Origin of the sequence: Psychrobacillus sp. L3, from assembly GCF_042945595.1 — a bacterium.
Classification (GTDB): Bacteria; Bacillota; Bacilli; order Bacillales_A; family Planococcaceae; genus Psychrobacillus.
The window spans coordinates 545,461-569,001 of sequence record NZ_CP168493.1 but is presented as its reverse complement, the minus strand read 5'-3'; the positions used below and the strand labels follow the sequence as shown (position 1 = coordinate 569,001).

Annotated in this window: 20 protein-coding genes; 3 read left to right on the top strand and 17 right to left on the bottom strand. The window is 35.1% G+C overall.

The window, feature by feature from the left end:
* Window positions 1–10 precede the first annotated feature (10 nt).
* The 8 genes from ACEPXD_RS02780 to ACEPXD_RS02745 all read right to left on the bottom strand — a co-directional run bounded on the left by ACEPXD_RS02780 (window position 11) and on the right by ACEPXD_RS02745 (window position 6,558).
* Window positions 11–1,375, bottom strand: a complete 1,365-nt coding sequence (locus ACEPXD_RS02780; protein ID WP_391119735.1) for a sensor histidine kinase — start codon at window positions 1,373–1,375, stop codon at window positions 11–13.
* Window positions 1,372–2,043, bottom strand: a complete 672-nt coding sequence (locus tag ACEPXD_RS02775) for a response regulator transcription factor (RefSeq protein WP_391119733.1) — start codon at window positions 2,041–2,043, stop codon at window positions 1,372–1,374. The genes ACEPXD_RS02780 and ACEPXD_RS02775 overlap by 4 nt, the downstream gene beginning before the upstream one ends.
* Before the next feature lie 66 nt (window positions 2,044–2,109).
* Complete coding sequence (locus ACEPXD_RS02770) at window positions 2,110–2,634, bottom strand: hypothetical protein (protein WP_391119731.1); 525 nt, start codon at window positions 2,632–2,634, stop codon at window positions 2,110–2,112.
* A gap of 1 nt (window position 2,635) precedes the next feature.
* Window positions 2,636–3,394, bottom strand: a complete 759-nt coding sequence (locus ACEPXD_RS02765) for an ABC transporter permease (protein WP_391119729.1) — start codon at window positions 3,392–3,394, stop codon at window positions 2,636–2,638.
* Window positions 3,391–4,158: an ABC transporter ATP-binding protein gene (locus ACEPXD_RS02760; RefSeq protein ID WP_391119727.1), complete on the bottom strand. Its 768-nt coding sequence runs from the start codon at window positions 4,156–4,158 to the stop codon at window positions 3,391–3,393. The genes ACEPXD_RS02765 and ACEPXD_RS02760 overlap by 4 nt, the downstream gene beginning before the upstream one ends.
* Before the next feature lie 81 nt (window positions 4,159–4,239).
* Window positions 4,240–4,896, bottom strand: coding sequence for a PepSY domain-containing protein (locus ACEPXD_RS02755; RefSeq protein WP_391119726.1), 657 nt, complete (start codon window positions 4,894–4,896; stop codon window positions 4,240–4,242).
* A gap of 672 nt (window positions 4,897–5,568) precedes the next feature.
* Window positions 5,569–6,294: a glycerophosphodiester phosphodiesterase gene (locus ACEPXD_RS02750; RefSeq protein ID WP_391119724.1), complete on the bottom strand. Its 726-nt coding sequence runs from the start codon at window positions 6,292–6,294 to the stop codon at window positions 5,569–5,571.
* A gap of 96 nt (window positions 6,295–6,390) precedes the next feature.
* A complete protein-coding gene (locus ACEPXD_RS02745; RefSeq protein ID WP_192797445.1) occupies window positions 6,391–6,558 on the bottom strand; it encodes a hypothetical protein in 168 nt (55 codons plus the stop codon).
* A 260-nt stretch (window positions 6,559–6,818) separates the two neighbouring features.
* Between ACEPXD_RS02745 and ACEPXD_RS02740 the strand changes: the two genes are divergently transcribed.
* Window positions 6,819–8,117, top strand: a complete 1,299-nt coding sequence (locus ACEPXD_RS02740; protein WP_391119722.1) for a VTT domain-containing protein — start codon at window positions 6,819–6,821, stop codon at window positions 8,115–8,117.
* Window positions 8,118–8,269: 152 nt separating this feature from the next.
* Here the strand turns inward: ACEPXD_RS02740 and ACEPXD_RS02735 are convergent, their stop codons facing one another.
* The 6 genes from ACEPXD_RS02735 to ACEPXD_RS02710 form a co-directional block, all read right to left on the bottom strand.
* Complete coding sequence (locus ACEPXD_RS02735; protein ID WP_391119721.1) at window positions 8,270–8,878, bottom strand: hydrolase; 609 nt, start codon at window positions 8,876–8,878, stop codon at window positions 8,270–8,272.
* Window positions 8,879–8,910: 32 nt separating this feature from the next.
* Window positions 8,911–9,330 (bottom strand): VOC family protein, encoded by a 420-nt coding sequence (locus ACEPXD_RS02730; protein WP_391119719.1) that lies wholly within the window; start codon window positions 9,328–9,330, stop codon window positions 8,911–8,913.
* Window positions 9,331–9,600: 270 nt separating this feature from the next.
* Window positions 9,601–10,467 carry a GNAT family N-acetyltransferase gene (locus tag ACEPXD_RS02725; RefSeq protein ID WP_391119717.1) on the bottom strand — a complete coding sequence of 289 codons (867 nt, stop codon included), beginning with the start codon at window positions 10,465–10,467 and terminating at the stop codon, window positions 9,601–9,603.
* Window positions 10,468–10,476: 9 nt separating this feature from the next.
* Window positions 10,477–12,300 (bottom strand): ABC transporter ATP-binding protein, encoded by a 1,824-nt coding sequence (locus ACEPXD_RS02720; RefSeq protein ID WP_391119715.1) that lies wholly within the window; start codon window positions 12,298–12,300, stop codon window positions 10,477–10,479.
* Window positions 12,281–14,017 (bottom strand): ABC transporter ATP-binding protein, encoded by a 1,737-nt coding sequence (locus tag ACEPXD_RS02715; protein ID WP_391119713.1) that lies wholly within the window; start codon window positions 14,015–14,017, stop codon window positions 12,281–12,283. Before ACEPXD_RS02715 ends, ACEPXD_RS02720 begins: the two co-directional genes overlap by 20 nt.
* Window positions 14,018–14,843: 826 nt before the next feature.
* Window positions 14,844–15,761: a DMT family transporter gene (locus ACEPXD_RS02710; RefSeq protein WP_391119711.1), complete on the bottom strand. Its 918-nt coding sequence runs from the start codon at window positions 15,759–15,761 to the stop codon at window positions 14,844–14,846.
* 199 nt (window positions 15,762–15,960) lie between these two features.
* Here ACEPXD_RS02710 and ACEPXD_RS02705 point away from each other — a divergent pair, with 199 nt between their 5' ends.
* Window positions 15,961–18,003: an EAL domain-containing protein gene (locus ACEPXD_RS02705; RefSeq protein WP_391119709.1), complete on the top strand. Its 2,043-nt coding sequence runs from the start codon at window positions 15,961–15,963 to the stop codon at window positions 18,001–18,003.
* A gap of 6 nt (window positions 18,004–18,009) precedes the next feature.
* On the opposite strand, the gene ACEPXD_RS02700 is transcribed toward ACEPXD_RS02705, so the two are convergent.
* Both ACEPXD_RS02700 and ACEPXD_RS02695 read right to left on the bottom strand, forming a co-directional pair.
* Entirely contained in the window at window positions 18,010–18,459 is a 450-nt protein-coding gene (locus tag ACEPXD_RS02700) for a threonine/serine exporter family protein (RefSeq protein ID WP_391119707.1), read from the bottom strand.
* Between the two features lie 11 nt (window positions 18,460–18,470).
* On the bottom strand, window positions 18,471–19,214 hold the full coding sequence (locus ACEPXD_RS02695) for a threonine/serine exporter family protein (protein WP_391122962.1): 744 nt from the start codon (window positions 19,212–19,214) through the stop codon (window positions 18,471–18,473).
* A 136-nt stretch (window positions 19,215–19,350) separates the two neighbouring features.
* Here ACEPXD_RS02695 and ACEPXD_RS02690 point away from each other — a divergent pair, with 136 nt between their 5' ends.
* Window positions 19,351–20,814 (top strand): polysaccharide deacetylase family protein, encoded by a 1,464-nt coding sequence (locus tag ACEPXD_RS02690; protein WP_391119705.1) that lies wholly within the window; start codon window positions 19,351–19,353, stop codon window positions 20,812–20,814.
* Between the two features lie 458 nt (window positions 20,815–21,272).
* On the opposite strand, the gene ACEPXD_RS02685 is transcribed toward ACEPXD_RS02690, so the two are convergent.
* Window positions 21,273–23,378, bottom strand: a complete 2,106-nt coding sequence (locus tag ACEPXD_RS02685) for a beta-propeller domain-containing protein (protein WP_391119703.1) — start codon at window positions 23,376–23,378, stop codon at window positions 21,273–21,275.
* Between the last annotated feature and the right edge of the window lie 163 nt (window positions 23,379–23,541).

Sequence of the window (23,541 nt, the reverse complement as noted above, 5' to 3'; positions counted from 1 at the left end):
ATTTATTTGTTCAGAGAGATCTTGGAAATTGAAGTGTAACAGTAGTACCATGATCTAACTGACTTTCAATCACTAAACTACCTCTATAAGAGTCCATCAACTTTTGAGCAATAGAAAGACCAATCCCATATCCACCTTTTTTCCGATTGCGCGACTTTTCCACTCGATAAAATCGATCTGTAACGTGGGGAACATTCTCTTCTGAAATTCCGATTCCAAAGTCTTGAACACTCAATTTCCGCTGACGATAATATATGTTCACTCTTTTATCATCCTTGGAATATTTTATTGAATTATCGATTAAGATAGTAAGAAGTTGTTCTAAATGCCCCTCTCTTATTGCAAGAGGAGTGTCATCATATAATTGAAAAGAAAAATCAAATTCAGGATGAGTAATTTCAAAATCGCTTACAACTTTTTCGATAATCTTTTTTGGACTAATCAAAGGAAACGCAATATCTACTGTTTTTTCAGAATCGAGTCTAGATAGCTCTAATAAATCCTTCACCAATTTGTCCATGCGATCTACTTCTTTTAAGGAAGATGCTAATGATTTATTTAACACTTCCATGTCGTCTTTTCCCCATCTGTTCAACATCATTAAGTTTCCATTCAAAACAGATATTGGGGTCCTCAATTCATGGGAGGCATTTTCTACAAATTGTTTTTGCTGATTGAAAGAAGTTTCTAATTGATCCATCAGCTCATTAAAGTGGATTGCTAATTCAGAAATTTCGTCTTTTGTCGGCTGTACATTTACTCTTTCTTCTAAACCGAATTTTTTAATTCTGGCAAGTGTCTTGGAAATATCTTGAATTGGACTAACTATTTGTTTGGAAAGAAAAAATGCCCCCATTAAACTTAAGAAAACTGCACCAATCCCTGACAAAAACATAACAAAGCCAAATTGACTTATTAGACCATCGAAAATCTCCATGTTCCGTACTATTTCAATTGTTCCTACAAAACTTGTGCTGACTAATGGTTTTCGGTAAATTAGAAGACGGTCATCATCCGATTTTACCAACTCAAACTGTTCATTTTGGACCAAATGTGAAGGAATTTGCAATAATTCTTCTTCACTCACTGCTATTATACTTTGCCCCTCTTTATCCAATATACGGATTGTCTCCGACTTCTCATTAATGGATTTAACAAACGTTTCATTTTCCTTAATAAGCTGACTAGATAGTTTCTGATTGGAATAATAGTTTTGAATAGTTGTCATCTTTTTTTCGACAGATTGTTCTTCATAATGAATCATCCAACTGTTTATCACAAAATATTGCAAGATATTATAAGAAACAAACAAACCGATCATAAACGCAGTTGCCCATAAAACAATCTTCCACTTTAGCTTTAACTTTTTCATCATTTCATCACATAACCTACTCCACGGACAGAGTGGATATAGTTGTCATCATCTATATTAATTTTGTTTCGCAAATACCTTACATACACATCTACCACATTCGTTTCTACCTCTGTTTCATATCCCCATATCTTCTCGAGAATTAATTCACGTGGAAGGACACGATTTACATTTTGTAAAAACATTAAAAGAAGTTCATATTCTCTCTTTGTCAAAGGAACCTCTTCATTGCCTTTCAAAACTGTACGTGAAATAGTATCGACTTCAATTTCCTTGAATTTCAGATATTTCACAATATCTTCTTCATGTCGTTCATTTCGGCGAAAAATTACTCGCATCCTTGCTAATAATTCTTCAATCGAAAAAGGCTTTGACATATAATCGTCTGCTCCAACATCCAAACCCATTACACGGTCCATTACGCTATCTCTTGCAGTGAGCATGATAATCGGTGTTTCTTTCGCCACTCGAATTCTTCTACAAACTTCTATTCCATTTAAGTGAGGAAGCATTAAATCTAAAAGAATAAGGTCAAAATGATGAATTAACGCAGCTTCTAATCCATCTCTACCATCATGGATAACCGTTACATCAAAACCTTCGTGTTTAAGTTCTAACTCCAGAAACTCTGTAATACTTTCTTCATCTTCAATGATTAATACTTTTCTCAATATGAACACTCCCACGAATAAGGTTATCTATATGTTATCGAACAATGGTAGGACAGACAAATTTCTTTATTGTTTTTTTCTTGCTCTTACGAAAAATAACAAAAGGAGCAATATTACTGGCATCGCGATCGATACAATTTGCACAATAAGTGGATCAATTTTCGTATTTCCTAAAATATGAACGGGAATTGACTCACTAGAATGAATTTGTTGATCATCGTCACTACTTACGGTTACATACAACTTATATTTACTTGTATACACAAAACGAATTGGTAATTCGACCTTCACAGATTGCTGTGGCTTTAAAGTATCCAGTAAAACGGGTACATCTGCACCGTAGTCCTCTAAATTTACTGTCATATGTTTCCCGATATCTGCCATTGTAATGTAAGCCATCGTATTCTTCAGTTCTTTGTTCGAAAGATTGGTAATTTCGACTTGCACTGTCGTTTCAAGACCTGGATAATTTTCCACTGCATCGGGTGAAAGGATCTTAATATCAACTGTATCTGATGCGGATACGACTCCACTTGTTTGCATTACTATAAAAGAGAAGAGGAATGCCAAAGAAATGCATATTTTTTTCATTCTATTCTCCTCCTTTAAGCGTGATTTTATTGTTTGCAAACAACAATATCGCAATACTTATTATTAAGAAGATGAGTACCGGTAGTAAATCTACCATCAATACCATGAAGCCGAGGCGATTTACAAAGTAATCCTTTAACGTAAGCATTGATCGTGATAATGGACTAATTGTGTCAACAATATGCGCAAATCCACTTTTTTTCATCGTTGTTGATAAGAACATTGGAATTGCCGTTACTAAAAATAAGACAAACGCTAAAAGTGTAGAACTCTTCGTAGATGAAAGAATTGCAGAAAACCCTAGAGATAATGCAGAAAATCCAATGACTAATGGAAAACATATGAAATAAAGAAACACAACTGCTTTCATAAATATATCTGTACCCATAGCTAGTGCGTAAAAGTAAGGAAGAGATAGTAAAGAAATGATGAACCAAAATAATAGCAAACCTACTAATTTTCCAAACGTAATTTGTACTCTAGACAATGGGGATAATAAAAGACTTTCAAGCGTTTCTCTTTCTCTTTCTCCTGCATACATATTCGATCCAATAATGATCGTTACTAAAATACTAATACCTAAGACTACTTTCATGAAAGTCATATTTACTTCTACTTGAGCAAGTAAATTTAGTTCTTTCACAGAGACAAAACTTAATGCAAGACCACTAAATAAAATGGTCACAGCAAAATATATCCACAGACTTTTTTTAGAAAAGACATTTTCTTTTATTTCTTTTCGGATAAGCGCCGCTATCATAGATGTATCTCCTTATCTTCTTGATCTGTAAGGTAAAAGAATACCTCTTCCAAAGTAATCTGTTCCGTTGTGTCTGCTTTCATTGGTCCATATTTGTTCAAAAGTGAATCTAAATAATCTTCTTCTATTAAATTCCCTTCTTTAACAATAGCCACACGATTACATATTTCGGAGATTTCTTTGAGCAGATGAGAAGTGATGAAAATCGTAACCCCATGTTTTTTATTTAAATCATGTAAAATCATTTGAATATCTCTTTGTCCTTGAGGATCTAAACCAAGTGTAGGTTCGTCTAAAAATATTATTACGGGTTCATGAATAATGGTCTTTGCAATACCGATTCGTTGTCGCATCCCTCGAGAATATTGTCCAATAGGGATATTTGCTTTACTTGTCATACCAACTAGATGAAGTACTGTTTCTACTCGCTCTTTTTGTTTACTTTTACTCACTCCATATAGTTGTGCAAAGAATAGTAAATATTCTGCTCCTGTCATCCAGTTATAGTAGCCATGCGACTCCGGTAATACACCTATCATTTTTCTAATTTCCCGTTCGTTCCGTATAACACTTTTCCCTTGAATTAGAACTTCCCCGGCCGTTGGCTTTAATAGACCATCTAACATACGAATAGTCGTTGTTTTACCAGCACCATTCGGACCTAAAAAACCATATATGTCTCCTTCTTTTACATGTAAACTTAATCGATTAACCGCAGTGAATCCATTCGGGTATTCCATTGTTAAATCCCTCGTTTGAATCATGTTGTACCTCCTTCTAATAAATGTTTAAAGAAGAAAAGGAAAGGATGGGTCCACCCCACCCTTTCCTTTTAGAATCTGCAATTATTCTTTTCCTTCTTTACCTTCGCTTTCACTATCCGATTCGACTTTTACAATTTTTCCTGAAGCAGCGTCCACTTTCACGTCTTTCACATCACCAGAAGCAGTTTTTACTTCAAATCCGTAAACCACTACGCCATCTTCATCTTCTAGTTCAGATTTATTAACAGTTCCAGGTACTTCTTTTAATGCAATTACCTGTGCTTCATCTGAAGTCAGTTTTGCTTTTGCTTGAAGATCTGCGATGTTATCGTCATTTTCTTCACCATCTTTTCCTTCTTCAGTTCCATTTTCATCGTCTTTTGCATCATTTTCGACTTTAACGATTTCTCCATTTTCTGCATTAACTTTTACATCATTTACGTCACCAGCAGTCGTTTTAATTTCAAAGCTGTAAACTACTATGCCGTCTTCATCTTCTAACTCAGAGTCTTTTACAGTACCCGCCACTTTGTTTAGTGCAATTACTTGTGCTTCATCTAAAGTTAATTTTGTCTTTGCTTGAAGTTCAGCAATATTGTCATCGTCTTTTTGATCTTCCACTTGACTCGTTACTGGTGCTTTGCCACTCGCAAAAGCCGTAGAGAATAAGCTATTACCTGCAACCGCTCCTCCAATCAGGGTTGCTGCTAATGCAGGGATAATCATTTTCTTTTTCATCTATATTCCTCCTAAAAATTATTGTGAAGCTTTCTTACAATCTCTATTCTGACAGTTGCTTATGAAAAGTTACCGAAGCTTTTTTAAGAAGTTAATGAAAGTTTAATGAGGAATTTCTCATTTTCTTTTTAATATACCAGTCCAATTGCCCTCTTTTACTTTAACTACTTGGGGTGAAGATTTTAACAGCTGGTGCATCATCCACAATTTCTACTTCTAACTTTATTCTTTTAAAAGGTTTACTAAATCGTAAGGAAGTGTTGTGTAAGAAAGTTACACTTGCTTTAAAATCGAAAAGGCAGAAACACATTAGAGTAGAGAAGAGCTAAGCAACAAAAATTGCATTTTTGGCCGCTGTTTGTATGTATAGGAAGGAAGCCTAGTTTTTGATTCTCAAAAGATTTGACACTTCCCTTATTTGTGTGTATTTAGAGCAACGGACGAATGACTACCACACTATTACCAGAAAAAATGCTTAGGGATGCGATAAAGTCATATCCCTAAGCATCCAGAAATCTCGGTAATGGTATAGTGATCGTTCAGTCCAATGCATCCCAATCCAAAAACGGCAATATACAGAGTGCCTAGTGTTTTATTAACAAATTAACTAGTAAATTGGTGGATAATTTTAGTTACCCAACACATGTGACTTCAAATAATTCTAGTTGCTCTTTATATTCTTCGATTCAAAAATTGGTACATTCTTTCAGGAAAATCTGTAAAAATCGCGTGGACACCAATTTCTTTTAGCTTATTCGCATAGATTTCGTCATTTACAGTGAACACGCGAAATTGCCTTCCACTAGCTATAGCTTCTTTCCCCATTGCTCTAAATGCCGTCGGAAAAAACGCATGTAATGCATCTGCTCCAACTATACTTGCATACTCTTCAGGTCTTATCATTACTTCCATAAATAAAATAGCCGTTTCAATTTGTGGAGCCTGCATTTTAAAGTTGCTTACCATTTCATGGTTGAAAGAAGAAATAACAACTCTGCTCTCTAATCTATATTCCTTTAACATCTGAAGGACTTTATCTTCCATTCCCACGTACGGGAAAACATCCGATTTCAATTCAATATTCAAATGATGATGCGTATCTTTAAAAACGTAAAGTACTTCTCTAAGAGTAGGAATCTTTTCCCCTTTAAACTTAGTAGAAAACCATTCGCCAAAATCATAACTTTTTAGTTCCGCCAGTGTCATATCTTTGATAAAACCTTTTCCATTTGATGTGCGATTAATGGATTCATCATGAATAACAACAAGTTCTCCATCCTTTGTCATATGAACATCTAACTCAACGCCATGTACTGGTAGTGTTGCTGTTGCTCTAAAAGAAGCTATCGTATTTTCTGGATGTGTCCCTGCCGACCCTCTATGTGCATAAATTTTCAATTGAATACCTCCTCAATCAATTTATTCCTTATTTCATTATAAACTTCACCATATATTAAAAACGTCATCCACATAAAGAGAATGACGTATGATTAATTATTTCCTTGGTGGAATAGGAATGTATTTCAACTTAGGTGGTCTTGCTTTTTTTAATATAATCCATTGCAAACTTGTTTGTGCTTTCTTTCTTACGTAAGTGAAAGGTAAAGAATTCAACCGTTTCTTCGTAATTTTCATTGTTACATGGTGTTCAATTAAACCCAATAGTATCTCTCCTTTTCGATTGAATGGTCTCTTCCCCATTCATCTTATAGAAAGTTTATGAAAAGAATTTGGAGTGTATGTTTAGAGTTTGTTAATCCAGTTCGGAGAATGAAAACAACATGTTCTTATTATTTCAAATCACTTCAATTGTTAAAGAAGAGATTATTGCTTTATAATGAATTCATTCATTAATTCAAATTGTCATACGACTTATTGAATACCAGTTTATTTCAAGTTTACAAACAATCCGGGAGGGCAACATGGCACACTTCATACAAAACTTAATGGATCAATACGGATACTTTGTGCTTGGAATTTCACTCTTCCTTGAACTTCTTGCACTCCCTTTGCCTGGGGAAGTTCTTATGACTTATGCTGGTTTGATGATTTACCAGGGGCATTATAGTTGGATGCTAAGCATTTTAACAGCTGGGATAGGCACTTCAATTGGAATGACACTATCTTATTGGATAGGTATGAAATTAGGACCCCGTTTTTTTGAAAAGCATGGTCACAGAATTCATTTTGGTCCTGAAAAGTTAAAGAAAACGTCACTATGGTTTGAACGTTTTGGAGTGAAGCTACTCGTAATCGCATTCTTTATTCCTGGTATTCGTCATATAACAGGTTATTTCTCTGGCATTACACGTATGCCTTTTCGAACATATGCCTTATATGCTTATGCAGGTGCTTTTTTATGGACATCAACATTTATTTCACTGGGAAAAGTTCTTGGTCCCCAGTGGGAACAGTACCACCAAACAATTACAAAGTATCTAGTAATCATAGGCATTACCTTAGTGATCCTCGCCTTAATCTACTATTTATTAACTAAATATCACGAAAAGCTATATGTTTCAATTTCTGTTTTGCTGAACAAGTTGATCGAAACTTTTCAATCGTTAAGGAAGGTTCGTTTCCTACTTCTTTTCTCTTTTATCTTGTTTCTAACACTTTTCTTCTTGATGGTAGGCTTAATTCAAGACTTCTTAGCACATGAGTTTGCTGATTTTGACAATATAACTACCTTTATCGTACACTCTATTTTCGATGAAAGCTGGAAGGTTTGGATGATAAGATTTTCTTATTTAGATTCTTATTACCTGCTTTTCACTATTTCTTTCATCACATTTGTTTTCCTTATGTTCCAAAAGCAAAATCGTTTGTTGGAGGTATCCTTTTTGCTATTCGTTTTACTTGGTGGTACTTATTTAACCGAAGTATTAACAGAAATTTTCCTTCGAGTTGGTCCCAGTCTTTTACCTGAGTCCTTTCCAAGTGAACAAACACTTATTACTGTAACTATTTTAGGTTTTACATCTTTTCTTTTGGCTCGACATATTTACATAACATGGATGAAGACAAGCTTGTTTCTCTTTGTTATAGGAGTCTCATTTCTTTTAGGACTCAGTCAAATTTATTTTAATAATCATTTTCCAAGCGATGTAGTAGCTGGATACGTTTTTGGAGGAGTTTGGGTTAGTCTAAATATGCTTTTGTTAGAAATATTTCGTTTTGTAAAATTGCAGGCAATAAAAGCTAATACCAAAGAGGACTGACACTTATAAATTCAAGTGTCAGTCCTCTTCGTTGTTCTTTGTATATTAAGATCAAAAGGCTCAGTTCAACTGAGCTTGTTCTTATATTTATTTTCATTTTGCTTCTTCTACTAAAAATACCTTTTAATTGAAGATTGCTATTTAAAAATATATTAAGTAAGTACAGATTTTATACTCAATAACCCCTTATCAACTGATGTCTCTATATAACCAATTATCTGATCAAACGTAAATACATGAAGTTTTTCATTTATTACTTCCCTATCATACTGCATATCGCCTAATACATAAGGAATGAATTCTTCCACATCTTTGGATTTTACCTCTTGCAAATCAGGGATTGCAGGAAGAAACTTTAGCATTTTTCTTAATTCATCTGTAAAACCATAGTATTCTAATAACTTTCCATTCAGTAACCGGAAATCATTATGGTAAAAATTAAATGTTTCTTTCTTGGCTTCCAATCTGTTTTTCAACCAAGGAAGATAAAAACCTTTCAACCATATATCATCAGCTATTAAATGTGTAAAATATCCTAATATATAATGACTTTCTACTTGCGTACTATATTTATGCAAAAATCCTTTATAATCAATGCTTCTAGAATAATCTTGTACTTCACCTTCAAAGAAATGTGATAAGTCTTTAATTGAAACAGCATCTGGAGCAATACCTCCAAGTAGAAATGACGTTCTATCTTCTATAGTCAGACTCTCTGCAATTCTATTAGCAATAACCAAGTGCATAATTCTTGAACCCATAATTCCCCTCACCCTTCCAGGTTACAGCTATTCTAATTTGAGCTAAGATATCTTTCTTTAAATATTGTACTTAATTCACTCCACACATCAAATTTATTAGCATCTAAATCATAAAAAATAAAGTTTCTCCCTGTATGACCCCTGTTTTCAATTTCTCCAACTTTTATTTCTTTTTCTATAAAATCTTTATGAATAGCTTCTAAAGCATTTAACCCATTAACCTCAAAAGTCAAAGAAAATCGTTCTTCTCCGTAAACATCGTAGAAGTTAGAGCTTTCATTTTCTTTAGATTTAACTAGAAATATACTTTGGTTTGCAAAATTTAGAATTGCTTTGTCATCGTCTTTATAGCTTAACTCTGCACCTAATCTACTTACATACCATTCGGCAGAGAATTCTACATTAGTAACTGGTATATATGTAGTACCTATCCTTAATAATTTTTCTTTCACTTAAATCCTCTCCTTTAATTAGATAGTAAACATATTCTCCACTAACATATCTATGTCCTTTTAAATTCAATAATTATCTTTTTAGAATGGCTATCTTGAGACATACATCCATAACCGTAAGCAGGTAAACCTATATCGATCTGGAGAAGCGCCAGCTCAGTGTTGCCCATCGGGAAATTTCGGGAAACCCGATCTACCCTAAATAAAAAGACTGTAGACAACTCGTTTCTTTCGAGTTTGTCTACAATCTTAAAGAATGACCCAGTCAAGTCACCCTTTTCTATAGAAATCCGTATGATTTGTTTTTTTAAATCCTGCTTTTTTATAGACAGATAATGCTTTATCATTGTCTGTTTCCACATCTAGATAAACAGTCGTCTTGCCTAAATGATGGGCTTCATTTTTCGACCAATTTAATAGACTAGTTGCTATTCCTTTTCCTCGAGATTTTTTATGCACTGCAAGCCCTGTCACCCACAATTTATCGGAATCATCCACGATAGCAACAGTACCTACAACTTCCTTGTCTACTATCGCGAGCATTAGTCTGCGATTAGGAGTTTCATTATTAAAAACAATCATTTCTCTTGCTTCTTCTTCTGTGTCACCAAATGCACTTACTAACACCTCAATTAGCTCTGACTCTTCCATATTATATGAGGTGATTTGTACTTTATTAAAAGATTCATTTGCTACTGCATTTACTGCCATTGTTATTTCTGAATAGTCATGTACATAGCCAAACTTCTTTAATAACTGCTGACCAGCTTCCGAATTTTCAGGTACCAATGCTAGTTCTGTTTCTGCTCCTCTAAGCTTTAAATTTTTCGCAAGCTCCTGCACTAGATGCTCCCCTATACCTTGCCTGCGAGCATTTGGTAATACAACCGCACTCCATTCAAAATCTAGTGTAGCTATCCGGTCTACAGCCGACACTACTCCAACTAATTTATCTGTTTCGTCTTCGTATGCTAACACACAAAAACCTTTTAAATAATAATCAGAAAGTTCATCGACACTTAATATTGACATGTAATTTACTTTGTCTTGAAGAAATGATTCTTGCACTAGTACGTTTATTTCTTCCATTGTTTCTATATCTAACGGAATCGAGACAGTCATAATTGATATATCCATATATCCTCCTTAAATCTTCGTGCTTGTCACCATTTCGAAATAACGACCTTTTTGTTTTAACAACTCTTCTTGGGAACCTGATTCGATAAGCTCTCCATTTTCCATTACAAATACAAGATCTGCTTTTCGAACAGTATTTAATCGATGGGCAATAACAAAGCTCGTTCTACCTTCCATTAATCGTTCGAGTGCTTCCTGTATTTTTAGTTCTGTTACTGTATCAATACTAGACGTTGCCTCATCCAGTAATAGGAGAGCAGGATCTGCTACGAGTGCTCGAGCAATCGATAATAACTGCTTTTGGCCTTGGCTAATCTCTCCTCCATCGGCTGTTAATATCGTATCATATCCATTAGGTAGCTTCATAATAAAGTCATGTGCATTTGCTTCTTTTGCAGCATATACTATTTCTTCATCTGTTGCATTTAATTTCCCATAACGAATATTCTCTCTAACATTCATTTCAAAAAGAAACGGATCTTGTAATACAAAGGCTGTTTGACTACGTAATGTATGCCTTGGCAAGTTGTCCATTGGAATATCATCCATTAAAATACGCCCTTCATTTACTTCATAAAAACGAGCAAGGAGTTGCATAATGGTTGTTTTCCCTGCGCCAGTTGCACCGACCAAAGCAGCAGTTTTACCTGCATCTACATGGAAAGAAACATGCTGAATTGTTGGGGTTTCCTCTTCTTGATTGTACCGGAATGTCACATTTTCAAAAGTGACATTTCCTTTTATTTTGTAGTCTTTGTTATCCACCGCTACGTCAATTTCTACACGTTCATCCATAATCCCAAAAACACGCTCTGCCCCTGCGATTGCAGAAAGTACTGTATTAAATTGGTTTGCTAAGTCATTTAGAGGTCGAGTAAACTGACGTGCATACTCTGTGAAAATTACAATTTCTCCAATCGTTACCTGACCATAATAAGCCAACACACCGCCTGCCGCTGCTACAAGCGTAAAGCTTACATTATTTAGAAAGTTCATCACCTTTGGAATAAAACCGGAGTAAATCAGCGCCCAAAATCCCGTTCTTTTCAGTCGTTCGCTCTTTACTGAAAACTCTTCTAGCATACGACTTTCCTGGGAAAATGCCTTGACAATTCGTTGACCAGAAATCGTTTCTTCAATCATTCCATTCAATTCACCAACTGCTTGCTGCTGCTCCTTGAACAATTTCGACGTACGTCTCGTAATCCAACGCATCGCAACATACATAAAAGGAACGATTACTAGCGTAATAGCTGTCAATAAAGGACTTAAGAGAAGCATAACTAAAGTAGTTCCAACTAAAGTTAAGATACTCGAAAATACTTGTATAAAAGATGAATTCAGCGTTTGGCTAACGTTCTCAATATCATTCGTCATCCGACTCATTAGCTCACCATGTTGTCTTTTATCAAAAAATGATACTGGAAGTCTTTGTAGATGATTAAATAATCCGGTTCGTAGTCTGTAAATCGTTTGCTGCGAAATGCCAATCATCCAATAATTTTGCAAATACATTGCAATTGACAAAAAGACATACACAACGATTAATATCCCAATCATTGTCGAAAGACCTGCAAATCGGCTTTTCGTAATATAGTCGTCGATTATTATTCCAATCATATATGGACCAAGCAAGGCTAGAGCAGAGCTTATAACTACTAATAAAAGCACGACGATTAATAAAAACCGTTGCTCGTCTACTAATTTCCAAATACGCGCAAGTACGCTTTTCCAGTCAGATGCTTTTTCCACTTTCTTCTTACTACTTTTCTTTAAGTCATCCCTCGTTACAATCGGTTCATATCCAAAAGGTTTACGAATGAAGTTCAACATGATGATCACCCTCCTGCTGTGATTCTGCAATTTCTCTATATAAAGAAGAGCTCTCCATCAATTCATCATGCGTGCCATAAGCGGAGACAACCCCTTCTTCCAGTAAGAGAATTTGGTCTGCACCTTTAGCTGTTCTTATTTTTTGTGTAATGACTAGCATCGTTGCTTGTTCATCTTCTAACGCTTCCCACAACGCATTTTCCGTAGAAACATCTAGCGCACTTGTACTATCGTCTAACAATAAAATTTCTGGCTTACGGACTAATGCACGTGCAATGGATAATCTTTGCTTTTGCCCGCCTGACAAATTAACTCCTTTTTGACCAACTCTCGTTTCGTATTGATCTGGAAATTGCTCAATAGAGTTGTGAATTTGCGCTTGTTTTGCAGCTTCTTTTAATAGCTCTTCCGTTGCAGTAGAGTCACCCCAACCTAAATTTTCTTCAATACTTCCTGTAAAAAGGATCGATTGTTGTGGAACTAGCCCAATTACTTGTCGAAGTTCTTTTAATGGCCATTCTTTTACTTCTACTCCGTCTATAAAAATGTTTCCCTCTGTTGCATCAAAAAACCGTGGAATTAAATTTAGTAGCGTGGATTTACCAGAACCAGTCGCTCCCATTATCGCGAGTTTGGAACCAGCTTTAACAGTAAAGGATACATCCTTTAAAACAGGAGCATCTGTTGTTGGATAATGAAAGGATACGTGTTGAAACTCAATTTCCCCGACTCCTGGAGGAGCATCGACTGGATAAGTACTGATCTCTTCTATTCCTTCTTCCACAACTAATACTTCTTCCATACGTTCTGCAGATGCTTTCGCTCGAGAGAAAAAGACAATAATAAAGGAAAACATAGAAAATGCACCTGTCATTCGCATTGCATAGTTAACAATTGCAACAAGCTCCCCCATTTGTGCTCCTCCTGCTTGTATCTCTTTTGCACCAAACCAGAGAACTGCCATTAAACTTATGTTCATGATAAATAGAAGTACTGGTAATATTAACTCCATAATTCTAAATGCCTTCACATTATCCATTTTCAGTACATCTGCAACTCCTGCAAATTTTTTCGACTCAAAGTGGCCACGTAAATAAGCTTTTACTAATCGAACTGCTTGCAAGTTTTCTTGTACTTTACGCGTCACTCGATCTACACTTTTTTGTACTTTTGCAAAATGTTTCATCCCTTTTCGACTCATAAAGTACAGAAAAAGGACTAAAATAGGTGCACCAATTACTAAGAACAATGCTAAATACGCATTGACGAAGAAAGACATTACGACACTACCAATAACTATCAATGGAGCTCGTAACATAATGCGTAACCCCATGAAAAAAAGGTTTTGTGTAATTGTTACATCATTTGTTAATCGTGTGATTAAACTTGAGGAAGGAAATTTTAAAAAAGTTGCCATCGTAAACGATTGAATTTTTTTAAAAAGTACTTGTCGTATATCATATCCATAGCTTTGTACAACATGAGAAGCAATATATGTATTAATAATTCCTGCTAAAAATGCAATAGCCGAACAGCCTAGCATAATACTTCCCCAAAAAATAATCGATTGCTGGTTCTTTGCTAGTATTCCATCATCGATGATAGTACCTATTAATAGTGGCTGAATAAGCTCTACAGAAAGTTCTATTAGCATTAAGAATAATGCAGTAACTACAAGCCACTTATAAGGAGATAAATAAGATAAAACTGTCTTCACGTCTAAAACACCCCTAGATTCTTCGTTACTCGAATTAATTATTGTTAAAACCTATTATGCCACAATTATCCGAAAACTTATAGAAAAAGATGACCCATTGTTAAGGTCATCTCTGATATAGACAATCTTGAAAAAATGAGTAAGAAAAACCGAAGCGCCCTTTAAGTGCATCTTGCCTTCACCGTTTCCAGAGTGCTTTGAACGAAACATAAGCTGCACTATTACCTTTAGTGTTATGGATCGTGAAGTGACTGTGTCACTTCACGATCCATTTTTTTCGGTAATCTTGTAGCGGGTGTTTGTCCGTCGCCCTCTTGGAATATGTAAAGACAAGGTGCATAAGGTTTGTTTAATGAGAGAATAAATCCTTTCCTATTCTTTTAAACGCGGACGAATATTCAATTTCGCCCGCTCTGCACTTCTTTATCAATGGATACTGCCTACTTTTCTCAGTTCTACCTACTCTAATCATAGACTTAGTGATATATGTATACTTTGGACGGTAAAAGGAAAAACCAATAAAGATCAATTAATTGTGCCATGAAAGGCATTACTTATAAGCACCTAACAAGTCTTCGTGCGCCTAAACAGTCTTTATAAGCACCTTACCCGGGTCTATCAGCACCTCAAATAAGTCCATAAGCACCTACCGAGTCTATCTCCACCTAAACAGTCTTTATAAGAGCATCCGCTTGCAGCTAAAATCAATCTGTTCATGGCATAAAAATTAAAAGGTTTCAGGAGTTTTGATATTCCTGAAACCTTTTGTCTTCAAACATACATGATCTGTTATTCATCAATAATTATTCAAACTACTGTTAATTTTTTATTTTACAAAAATTTTCTTTTTCTGCTTAATCTCCCCTGCAATGGAAAGCCATGTAACAAAAATTAGCATAACTACTACACCGAAATATTGCCATGCTCCAAGAATTTGTCCAAACCAAATCACGGAAATAACCATAGCTGTTAAGGGCTCCATACTGGAAAGAATGCTTGTTTCGACCGCGGTTATGTACTTCATACTTGATAAAAAGAGCACAAATGCAATAGTACCAATTAGTATAATAAAAGCAATCATCAAATTCACCGGAAACTCTGCCAAGTATGTCCACTCATTTGATCTCCAACATTGAGTAACTATTGCTAATGTTATACCACCTACCAACATTCCCCATCCTACAACAATCAATACTCCCCATTCTTTCATAAGTCTAGCTGGATACACCGTATAAAAAGCAAACGTAAGTCCTAAACCTAGCCCCCACAGCAAAGCTTCTGTACTTATCAATAGCTCGTCCACTTTGGCATTCGTCAATAAAAAAAATAAACCTATAAGCGTACCGATAATACCAATCACTTGATATTTGGGAGGAAACTTTCTACTTTTCCAAGAGACAAGTAGAACAATATAGATTGGGCCTAAAAATTGTAATAACGTCGCAATCGATGCATTACTAGCTTCTATTGTTGCAACAAATGTATATTGTGCTCCAAGCATTCCAAAAATCCCAAAGACGATTAGTTGTCTCCACCAGCTTGGTTCTTTCCAAATTGTGAAAATCTGCTTTCCGGTCAATTTTAAAAATAATAATAGAAATAGTCCAGCAACAGTCAAGCGAATTGTCATAAAAAATTGAATTGAAAAATTACTATTGTGTAGTACCCACTCCATCATGGGACCAGAAGCACCCCAAAGCATAGCACCCACTATTATTAATGTAATACCTTTCCAACGTTCCACTTTCTACTCACCTCGTTCTCATTGATTTAATTTTACTCTAACTTCTTTCTATTACAATAAAAAAAAGACCTTAAAACCATAACTAAACTGGATCGAAATATCCATTAACTTTAATAACGTGAATATATTGCTCTATAGTAATGACTAAATTCGCTATATTCTATATAATTATAGAATAATAATGAAAGGGGTCGTAAAGATGAATTCTATGGAAGAATTACTAGATTCATGCAGCGCCATTTTTAGCCATTTACCTTATCCGACCTTTTTGTCAGATAAAGACGGTAATATCATTTGGTGGAGTAGGGAAGCTGAAAGACATTTCGGATATACGTTTGATCATGTTAAGACAGATTATCCTCCTTTGTTTGATAATAGTTTACAAGGACATTTTTCTTCCTTATTTGAAAACCTATTACATAATGTAGAACCTATGCGATATGATTCAGTCCTGCTTTATCACGAAAACGGTGAACAGTCCAAGGCTTCTCTTTTAGCAAAATCCTTTACTTTCAAGCATGTGCGTTTTGCTTTATTTCTAGTTGAAAGAGATCATATTCCAAATTCAGATTCATCTTCATTTTTAGAGTTACAGTTGTTGAAAAAAAATCTGTCAGAATCTTTTATGGTTGTTTATTTAGATAGAGAAGGTTTAATCACTCATGCTAATACACAATTTTTAAAGAAAAGTAACTGGACTCCAAAAAGAATCTTAGGTAAATCATTTTGGCAGTTACTTCCTGACACACCTGATAATATGCTAGTTGCTGATAATATAATGAAAATACTTCATAGAGGTGAAAGGTTCCAAGGTACTGTTGAGAAAACAACAAAAGACGGTTTAAACTACTGGGTAAATTTACTTGCTATGCCAGTTGCCGACTCAAAGAATAACACGCTCTATTATTTATTATTGGAAGAAGAAGTTACAGAAAAAAAATTATTTCAATCTCGCTTAGAACAAATAGCATACGTGGACATGGAAACGGGACTGATGAGTAGGTATCGCTTAGAGGAAGTAGTAAAGGAGCATATGGAGGAGAATAGGCATTTTTCCTTTGTTTTCATTACAATAGATCAGTTTTATACATTGAAAGAGATATTCAATGATCAAACAGAAGCAGAGCTTTTAATTGAGTTTACTAAAAGGTTAAAAGTATATTTTGAAGAGACGATCATCGCTCGAACTGGCAGAGATGAATTTGCCCTTCTCACTCCTTTAAGCGATTGGTATATCCAAGGATTCACAAACTATTTAAAACAAAATCCGATTTATTTAAATAATAAGCTCGTTCCAATCACCATAAGTGGCGCGATCACTAAATATCCAGAAGATCAACAATCCTATATACACTTGATAAAAGCTTCCAATGCCACCATTCAAAAGATTAAAAAAGATGGTGGAGGATCGATTGTAAGTCTTTCCCAATCCGATCAACACAAACTCAGTAGAACGATACAAATCGAAAAACGATTACTAGAAGCATTAAATCAAAATGATCTTCATGTTATGTACTTACCACAAAAAGATGTGCAGACCGGTAAAATTACCACTGTGGAAGCGCTTGTTCGTTGGGAAGATGAAGTACTAGGTGTTATTTCTCCAGAAGAGCTAATTCCGATAGCGGAAGAAACTGGATTGATCAACGAAATAGGCACTTTTATGCTTGAAAAGTGTTGTGAGCAAGCATCCATTTGGCAAAGCAAGGGTTTTCCTATTAAGGTAAGTTTCAATTCCTCTATACGGGAATTTCGAGATAAAAATATGGTGAAAATAATTCGCAAAATGTTAGAGAAATATAATTGTTCACCAGATACTTTACAAATAGAATTTACGGAGAAATTTGCCTTAGAAGCAGAAGCAGAGAAGCAAATTATCCAACAAATGCAAAAGTTACAGGCGGATGGAGTGTCATTCGTGCTAGATGATTTTGGTACAGGCTACGCATCTTTAAGATATCTACAACTTCTTCCAATCAGTCAATTAAAAGTAGATAAATCATTTATCAACTCACTTATGCAACAAGAGAAGCTGCAACATCTTGTTCAAGGCTTAATACAATTTGGACATTCCTTGAGCATTCGCGTGGTAGCCGAGGGTGTTGAAACAATTGAGCAATATCAGCTATTAAAACAAATGGGTTGCGATGCTATTCAAGGGTATTATGTAAGCAAACCTATTTCAGCAAATGAAGTAGAAGTATTGTTGAGTAAAGATGCAAAAACCGTGAAAAACATATAAGTTTTTTCACGGTTTTAATTTAGGCTTTTTTATCGTCCTTAATAGTAATTTTGTAATAATCTCCGCAAATACTAAGCCGATAGCAATAGCACCAGAAATCATTAATGCAAGCGAGGCAAACTCAATAGCTAAACCATAATCCTTTTCCACAATATGGCGCATTGCTGTATATGCAACTCCTCCTGGTACTAAAGGAATAATTCCCGCTACGCTAAAAATAATCATTGGCATTTTAAACCTTTTTGCCATCAAATGTGCAACGAACGCAACTGTGAATGCTCCCGCAAAGGAAGATTTGACCGGATCACTCGTTAATTGATCTACAAAAGAATATATTAGCCAGCCCGTCATACCAACAAGTCCGCAATAGAACAGGGAGTTCTTTGGGGCATTGAAAACTATTCCAAACGCGGATGCCGCAGTAAAGCTTAGTATTCCTTGTAAAAAATACGACATATGCTTCCTCCTTACAATGATAATATAATAGCAACCCCTGCACCTATTGCGGATGCCGTTAGAAATGCTTCTGCTCCTTTGGATAACCCTGACACAAAATGTCCAGCCATTAAGTCACGAACGGCATTCGTAATAAGAAGTCCTGGCACAAGTGGCATGACGGATCCAATAATAATTTTATCAACTTCATTTCCAAAGCCATACACTACCGAAAAGGTCGCAATCATACTAATAACTAAAGCAGCAAAAAATTCCGCAAAAAACTTTACTTTTGTTCTTAACTCTAACTTATTAGCGATAGCGTAGCCGATTCCCCCAGCAATCATAGCAGTCGGAATATCTACAAGCTTAGCACCAAACAATATAAGAAATGCTCCTGAAGCAATGGAAGCAGCAATAATCTGAATCCAAAATGGGTACATCTTATGGTCTTCATCAATTTTTTTCAATTCTTCATACGCATCCTCCAATGAAATTTCTGCATTTGCCAATTTCCTAGAAACTCCATTTACGAGTGCAATTTTCCCTAAATCTGTTGTTCTATTATTTACCCTAGCTAATCTAGTAGGAAGTGCTTTATTTCCACTAAAAATTATTCCAGTCGGTGTAACAAAGCTTTGCGATTCTGTCAATTTCTGTGATTGAGCCATCCGATCCATCGTATCTTCTGCACGGTATGTTTCAGCTCCACTTTCCATCATTAATCGGCCCGCGAGTAGGCAGCATTCTACTGCTAATTCATAGTTTGGCGTCAGTTAGAGCACCTTCCTTCCTCCATTTACGATAATCTTATCGAACAGTGGAAATAAAAACAAGATATACTAAAACTTTATCACCCATTCATCCGTCTAATCTAATATAATATATATGTGTTAGAAAAGGAGAATTACCATGTCTTTAAATCCAAGATCCAGCAAAAGAAGTCGCTGGATCGATATTATGTTTATTGTTGCTATCCTCTCATTAAGTAGTTTGATTGCTTTTCTTCTTTGGATTCCTAATTCTTCCAAAAACCAAGAAAACAATATTACTGCGAACCAACCTATAAGAGCTGCGGAAGAAGTGGATGAAAAGGCATCCGTTTATCCAGGAATCCGTATAATTACCGAAACATCCAACGATGTATTTACACCTTTTGCAATTCAGTATCCCCAAAGTGATGTTCCAAGTTTCAACAAAATAGTAAAGGAATATACCCAAAATTTTAAAACACTTTACTTAGATGAAACAAAGTACTTGGGCGAAGCAAAAAAGCATACTGAAGGTGAGTTAAATATATCATTTGAAGTTTTCCAGAATACTACTGGTGATTACTCATTTGTCATCCATTCGAAAATGTATACGGGTGGAGCTAACGGAATATCTGAAACAAAGATCATTCATTTACATAACCAATCAGGTCATATGCTTACGATTGAGGATCTGCTTGCAAAAAACGAGAAATCACTGGAGATACTTTCAACTAGAGTGAGAAATGCAATTACATCTAATAAACAATTAAGTCCCTATTTACTACTAAATCAATTCGAGGTTAAAACAGCGCCTAAATGGGGTAACTTTACTAATTTTGTATTGAACACTAATTCAATTGATTTTTATTATAGTAATTATGAAATTGCATCAGGCGCTGCTGGAAAACCAATAATTTCCATTAAGCTCTCTGATTTAAACGATATTTTAGCAGATGAATACAAACTTCCCGCCGTCACAGTAGATACAAAGCCTACTGGTAATGTTCCTAAAAAAGAAGAGCCTGCTATTTCAGAACCTCCAAAAGATGAAGCAACCAAAGTACCAGCAACTGGTAAAGTAGTAGCCTTAACATTTGATGATGGGCCTAACCCAGAAACCACTAGAAAAATTCTAGATACTCTCAAAAAGTATAATGCAAAAGCTACATTTTTTATGCTTGGAAGCAGAGTTTCTTTTTACCCTGAAGTAGTTAAAGAAATAAAAGAAGCTGGCCATGAATTAGGAAATCACACATGGACACACTCTGATTTAACAAAAGCTAGTGTTGAAAAAATAGCATCTGAGATTAATAATACAAGCAATGCAATTGAAAAAGCATCTGGCAGCAAACCCACAGTATTTCGCCCTCCTTATGGAGCAGTAAATAAAACAGTTCGTAGTCAGACTTCCCTTCCTGTCATCCTTTGGGATGTTGACACACTCGATTGGAAATACAGAAATGCAAAACACTTACTGGAACATGTGAAAACACATGTAAAAGATGGGTCAATCGTATTAATGCATGATATTCATTCATCTACTGCAGACGGGCTGGACGCAGTGCTTGCCTATTTACAAGGAGAAGGTTATACGTTTGTGACTGTTTCTGAATTAAAAAAATAAGAATTGAATTTTTTGTGGATCGTGAAGTGACTACGTCACTTCACGATTCATTTTTTTCGGTAATCTTGTGGCGAGTGTTTGTACGTCACCCTCTTGGAATATTTAGAGAGTTGTTGCATTAGGTTTGGTTAACGAGAGATAAAATGCTTTCCTACTTTTTTAATAACGGACGATGATGCAATTTCGTCCGCTCAGCGCTTATTTATCAATAGATACTATCTATTTTTTTCTAGAATCATCTACTCTAATCATCCACCCACTGATTCATGTATAATTTGTGAGGTAAAAGTAAAAAACAATCTATATCAAGCCCTTGTAAGATAAAAAGCACAACTTATAAACACTAACCAGAGTCCATTGCATCTAGAACGTACCTTGCAGCTAATTTAATCTACTTTTGTATCTCTCAAGAAAAGGATGAGGTCAACTTAAAAGTTGCTCTCATCCTTTTAACTATATTAATACGCTAGTTTGCCTGTTTTTTCAAAGTTACTTAAGTTGTAACTTGTAATTTCGTTCATGGATATTGTGTAGATAGAATTCCCCACATACAGCAAACGTTGAATGCTAGTTTCCCAGTCTTCATAAAGTTGGGCAGGGTTTTTTGGTTTCAATAAATTCCCTTTTAATACAATTCCTTTTTCAGGAGTGATTTGATAGACTAACGCACCACCTTGTTTGAATTGAGAATATTCTTGCCCAGTACCTTCTTCATAAATTGAAACTGGGAAGCCATAAAGATTATTTTTACGATGTTGGAATAGTACATGATGATCATACTGAATTGGTGAGTATGTTCCTCGTCCACCAATCACTTCCGTATCCATTTCTTTTGGATTTGCAAGATCGCTTACATCAAACAACGAAATTTTCATACCTTCTGTTATAATGCGTGGTTCATCGCTACCTTCTTGTGGGATCGATTTTGTTTCATAACCGAATCCGATTAAATGATTTTCATCTAACGGATGCAAATAGTTGCTAAAGCCTGGAATTTTTAATTCACCTAATACTTTTGGTGCTGTTGGAGTTGCTACATCGATGACAAAAAGCGGGTCTGTTTGCTTAAATGTCACCATATATGCTTTATCACCCATAAACCTTGCAGAATAAATTCTTTCTTTTTTCGCAAGCCCCGTTAAAGACCCTACTATTTTCATTCCATCATCTAATATGAAAAGGTTATTTTCGGAAGGTTCATCTTCACCCCAACTATTCCCTTTTGTTGTTACTGCACGGAAATAGCCATTATCTTCATCCATTGAAAACTGATTTAGTATTGTCCCTGTTAGTCGACTTGATGCAACAAATTGAACAGATGTTTTGTTGAATGCAAATTTGAATACTTTAGTGTCCATTTTACCAGGGTTCCAAATCATTTTTTGGGTGGTAGAATTAGGTGTTTCATACAATGTAGAAGTTAAATATAAATTATCTTTAGACATGTATAGTTGTTCACTTCCACCAAGAAAACCTTTTGTAATTACTTTATTTCCCTTTAGATTTGCTACATCAATGGCTGAAATAATACTGTAATTTGCTTCTAAAGTATTTGGAAGAATTGAGATACTATCATAGTTCATAGGTTTTGCTTCTTTATCCATTTTAGAATCATAGATGAAAGGACGTAGCTCTACATCTTCCTTTTCTTCCATCATCCAGATTCTTGGATAAACGGTTGTTATATAGTAGAGTGTATGATCGGTTAGCCGAGCACCGTTCATATAACCTTCCGTTGCAATCTCTCTAGATAGTTTTGGTGATTTTGGATTGGAAATATCATAAAAGTACACAGTCGTCATTGGATTCATTGGTAGCGCTATTCTAGCCATGTCTTGTGTACTTTCCTGGTATAACGGGCGATATATGTTTTTTTGCCCCATAATAATCAATGTTTGATCGGATAATAAAAGTTGAGAAGGATAAAAATCATCTCCTAAACTTATTTTAGACGCTTCTATCATATTCTTTGGATCTTCAACATTTATTATCGCTACATTATTTTCTTTAATCGCAAATAGATGTGAACCATTTGTTTTGACCATGTCCGCTTCATCTACACCCTCTACTTGGTTGTTTGTAGTAGAGTAGTCACCTCTATTAGTACTTGAAGCTTCTTTTGAACTCATAGACATTGTATCTTCTAAAGTTACTGTAACTTTATCCCCTTGCACTTTTTTTACTAATTTAAAATAAGCTTTTAACTCTTCTTTCGATTTGATCGATTTAATCTCATTCAACACTTTAAAAGGAAACTTTTTTTTCACAAATTGACTATTTACATGTAAAGTGTAAGTTCCTTCATCAAGTCCTGATACCACAACAGATTTTCCGTTTTTGGAAATACTATGCTTTACCTTTACTTTTTTTCCTTGTTTATCTGTTACGTACATATTTCCTTTGTTCCAAGCATCTTTACTAACTGGAGAAGATAACGTCACTACCAAAAGCTGATTTGACATTATTACTTCTTGCGCACTCACTATCGTTCTTTCAGATAAAAACACACTTACGAATCCGACAAGCAAAACTAGGATGAATATCGGAATACCCTTCTTTTTCATGATGATCTTCCTCTCCATTACTTTGTTAATCCATTAGACTCAAATTTATCCAATTGGTTTCACTTACTGACATATTAATAAATACTTTTCTTACTAATATATTTATATTCAAAAAGTAGGTGTTTCCTTTACGATTAATATCTAACCACATTTACTCAATAAA